The 4,554-nt window shown below is 54.7% G+C and carries 3 rRNA genes; all 3 read right to left on the reverse strand.

From position 1 onward, the window contains the following. Nucleotides 1-103: 103 nt before the first annotated feature. Nucleotides 104-220, reverse strand: a 5S ribosomal RNA gene (gene rrf, locus DYI20_RS11995). Nucleotides 221-546: 326 nt separating this feature from the next. Beyond that, nucleotides 547-3,643: ribosomal RNA gene (locus tag DYI20_RS12000) — 23S ribosomal RNA — on the reverse strand. Nucleotides 3,644-4,273: 630 nt separating this feature from the next. Further along, nucleotides 4,274-4,554, reverse strand: a 16S ribosomal RNA gene (locus DYI20_RS12005); the annotation flags it as partial.

A 4,554-nucleotide genomic window follows, 5' to 3' on the forward strand; every position in this document is an offset into this window, starting at 1 on the left:
GGTGTTTGGTGGGTTAAATGGTGGTCGGGGACGAACAGAGCCTGGGCGGTGGTGGCGTCGTTGTCACCGGTGTGGTCTGTTCGTCCCCGACCGTGTAATGATTGTCCGGCGGTGTCCTACTCTCCCACACACTCCCGTGTGCAGTACCATCGGCGCTGTAGGTCTTAGCTTCCGGGTTCGGAATGGGACCGGGCGTTTCCCCTACGCTATAACCACCGTAACTCTTCTCACCAACCCCCAGGGGGTGGGGGTGGGAAACCTTGTCTTCGATTGTGTGGGCCTGTGTGTTTCACACACGGCGGTGTTTGTTGGGGTAATCCCATAGTGGACGTTGGCATGGTTGTGCTGGGCTAGAACACGATGGGTGTCGTGTTTTTTGTGTGTGCCGTGAGTGTTTGCTCGTGATCACCCTGACAGGCCACCCCCGGTAGGGGTGGTGTCGTGTCAGGGTGTGGTGTTGTCTCTGGCTTACCATCTCACACCCCAGACCCGTGATCCTCCACCAACCCCCGGCGGGCGGGGAGTGGTTTGTGGTTGGTTGGGGGTGTTTGTAAGTCTTTGGTCTATTAGTACCGGTCAGCTCAACACGTCGTCAGTCCGTGCTTACACACCCGGCCTATCAACCCAGTCATCTACTGGGAACCTCTCACACCACAAGGGTGTCAGGAGAATTCATCTTGAAGCAAGCTTCCCGCTTAGATGCTTTCAGCGGTTATCTATCCCGAACGTAGCCAATCAGCCATGCACCTGGCGGTACAACTGACATACCAGAGGTTCGTCCGTCCCGGTCCTCTCGTACTAAGGACAGCCCTTCTCAATTCTCCACCGCGCGCAGAGGATAGGGACCGAACTGTCTCACGACGTTCTGAACCCAGCTCGCGTACCGCTTTAATGGGCGAACAGCCCAACCCTTGGGACCAACTCCAGCCCCAGGATGCGACGAGCCGACATCGAGGTGCCAAACCATGCCGTCGATATGAACTCTTGGGCAAGATAAGCCTGTTATCCCCGAGGTACCTTTTATCCGTTGAGCGACGACCGTTCCACAACGAGTCGCCGGATCACTAGTCCCAACTTTCGTTCCTGCTCGACCTGCCAGTCTCACAGTCAAGCTCCCTTGTGCACTTACACTCAACACCTGATTGCCAACCAGGCTGAGGGAACCTTTGGGCGCCTCCGTTACCATTTAGGAGGCAACCGCCCCAGTTAAACTACCCATCAGGCACTGTCCCTGAACCGGATCACGGTCCGAAGTTAGATATTCACTATGACCAGAGTGGTATTTCACACAACGACTCCACTACCACTAGCGTGCTAGCTTCACAGTCTCCCACCTATTCTACACAAGCCACACCGAACACCAATACCAAACTATAGTGAAGGTCTCGGGGTCTTTCCGTCCTTCTGCGCGTAACGAGCATCTTTACTCGTACTGCAATTTCACCGAGTTCACAGTTGAGACAGCGGGGAAGTCGTTACTCCATTCGTGCAGGTCGGAACTTACCCGACAAGGAATTTCGCTACCTTAGGATGGTTATAGTTACCACCGCCGTTTACTGGGGCTTAACTTCACCACGTCGCCCACAAGGGCTAATAGCTCCGCTTAACCTTCCAGCACCGGGCAGGAGTCAGTCCATATACATCGTCTTACGACTTCGCATGGACCTGTGTTTTTGATAAACAGTCGCTTCCCCCTGGTCTCTGCGGCCCCTACCCCCTCCACCCACCACGTGGGTGTCAAGGTCGAGGCCCCCCTTCTTCCGAAGTTACGGGGGCATTTTGCCGAGTTCCTTAACTATGATTCTCTCGATCGCCTTAGTATTCTCTACCTGACTACCTGAGTCGGTTTAGGGTACGGGCAATGTCAACCTCGCGTCGATGCTTTTCTTGGCAGCATAGGATCACCAGATCTCCCACCACGTGGGAGCCCATCACGTCTCAGACACACACAGAGCGGATTTACCAACCCTGCATCCTACACGCTTAGACCAGGACCATTCCACTGCCTGGCCCGGCTACCTTCCTGCGTCACACCTGTTAACACGCTTGCCTCACCAGTTCAGGTCCCACGCTCACCAACCACGTCACCCCGAAAGGTGATCCAGGAAGGCTCGGGTGGTTAGTATCACCAGCTCAGCAGGGACGGTCTACCACTGGTACGGGAATATCAACCCGTTATCCATCGACTACGCCTGTCGGCCTCGCCTTAGGTCCCGACTAACCCAGGGAAGATGAACTTGACCCTGGAACCCTTAGTCATCCGGCGGAAGGGTTTCTCACCCTCCTATCGCTACTCATGCCTGCATTCTCACTCGCACGCTCTCCACAACCGTTCACACGACTGCTTCACCACACGCACGACGCTCCCCTACCCAACCCACCACACGGTGGTTTGTCACAGTTTCGGCGGTATGCTTAAGCCCCGCTACATTGTCGGCGCAAAATCACTTGACCAGTGGGCTATTACGCACTCTTTCAAGGGTGGCTGCTTCTAAGCCAACCTCCTGGTTGTCTCAGCAACTTCACATCCTTTTCCACTTAGCACACGCTTAGGGGCCTTAACCGATGATCTGGGCTGTTTCCCTCTCGACCATGAAGCTTATCCCCCACAGTCTCACTGCCACGCTCTCACTCACCAGCATTCGGAGTTTGGCTGACGTCAGTAACCTTGTCGGGCCCATCAGCCAACCAGTAGCTCTACCACCAGCAAGAAACACGCAACGCTGCACCTAAATGCATTTCGGGGAGAACCAGCTATCACGGAGTTTGATTAGCCTTTCACCCCTACCCACAGCTCATCCCCTCCATTTTCAACTGAAGTGGGTCCGGTCCTCCACGTGCTCTTACACACGCTTCAACCTGGCCATGGGTAGATCACTCCGCTTCGGGTCCAGAACACGCGACTCACCGCCCTCTTCAGACTCGCTTTCGCTACGACTACCCCACACGGGTTAACCTCGCCACGCATCACTGACTCGCAGGCTCATTTTGCAAAAGGCACGCTCTCACACCCCACAGGACGCTCGAACGGATTGTAAGCACATGGTTTCAGGTACTCTTTCACTCCCCTCCCGGGGTACTTTTCACCATTCCCTCACGGTACTGATCCACTATCGGTCAATAGGAAGTATTTAGACTTACCAGGTGGTCCTGGCAGATTCACACGGGACTCCACGAACCCCGTACTACTCGGGAAAACACCAAAGCCCGGCCAACGCGTTACCACTACGGGACTCTCACCCACTACGGTGTAGCATCCAAACTACTTCGCATACACGCAACCATCACTCGCCAGCCCGGTAGAACCAGCACAGCGCATCCCACAACCCCTAGCACGCAACCACTACCGTGTATCACACGCACCAGGTTTAGCCTCATCCACGTTCGCTCGCCACTACTAGCAGAATCATTATTATTTTCTCTTCCTGCAGGTACTGAGATGTTTCACTTCCCCACGTTCCCTCCAACTGGCCTATACATTCAACCAGCGGTCACGCACCACCACGATGCGCGGGGTTACCCCATTCGGACATCCTGGCATCAACGCTCGGTTATCAACTCCACCAGGCTTATCGCAGATTCCCACGTCCTTCATCGGCTCCTATTACCAAGGCATCCACCATGCGCCCTTCACAACTTACAAACACCACCAACCCCCACAACCCAACACAACGAAGGAATCACAGGGGACAACCGATGGCGCCACACGTAAGCCACAAAACAAGCAACACCAACACCACACACAACACCAAACCAGCATCATGCGATGGTGACTGGACACACAAAACAAACAACTAAAGCAACCACAAAGAAACACCACCACAACCACCAACCCCAACAGGCCAATGATCGCAGCACAAACTCATGCTCTTTGCAGCACAACCACAACACCACAAACCGCAGTGTCATGATAGATGCTCACGTCCACTATGCAATTACCACAACAACACCCCACCCACCCCCATCACCACCAACACGATGACAACAAGAGCAGACAGGCCACCAGGGAACAATTACCCCATAACCCAACAGTGCACCAAACACACCAGAACACCACCAGCAACCACCACACTCCACGAACCACACCACACACAACACGCGACGCGGAACAGTACTAATAGCAGCAACCAGCCAAGCCCACAGCATGACCCCCACACAACCAGGGATTCATTGATGATCCACCCAAACAGCACCCTGGCACCAACACCACAACAGCATCAGTCACCACACCAGGGCACCAACAAAAACACTGAGAAAAAAACTTTCTCCTTAGAAAGGAGGTGATCCAGCCGCACCTTCCGGTACGGCTACCTTGTTACGACTTAGTCCCAATCGCCAGTCCCACCTTCGACGGCTCCCCCCACAACGGTTAGGCCACCGGCTTCGGGTGTTACCAACTTTCGTGACTCGACGGGCGGTGTGTACAAGGCCCGGGAACGTATTCACCGCAGCATTGCTGATCTGCGATTACTAGCGACTCCGACTTCATGGGGTCGAGTTGCAGACCCCAATCCGAACTGAGACCAGCTTTAAGGGATTAGCTCAACCTCACAG

Source organism: Auritidibacter ignavus (assembly GCF_003703835.1).
Taxonomy (GTDB): domain Bacteria; phylum Actinomycetota; class Actinomycetes; order Actinomycetales; family Micrococcaceae; genus Auritidibacter; species Auritidibacter ignavus.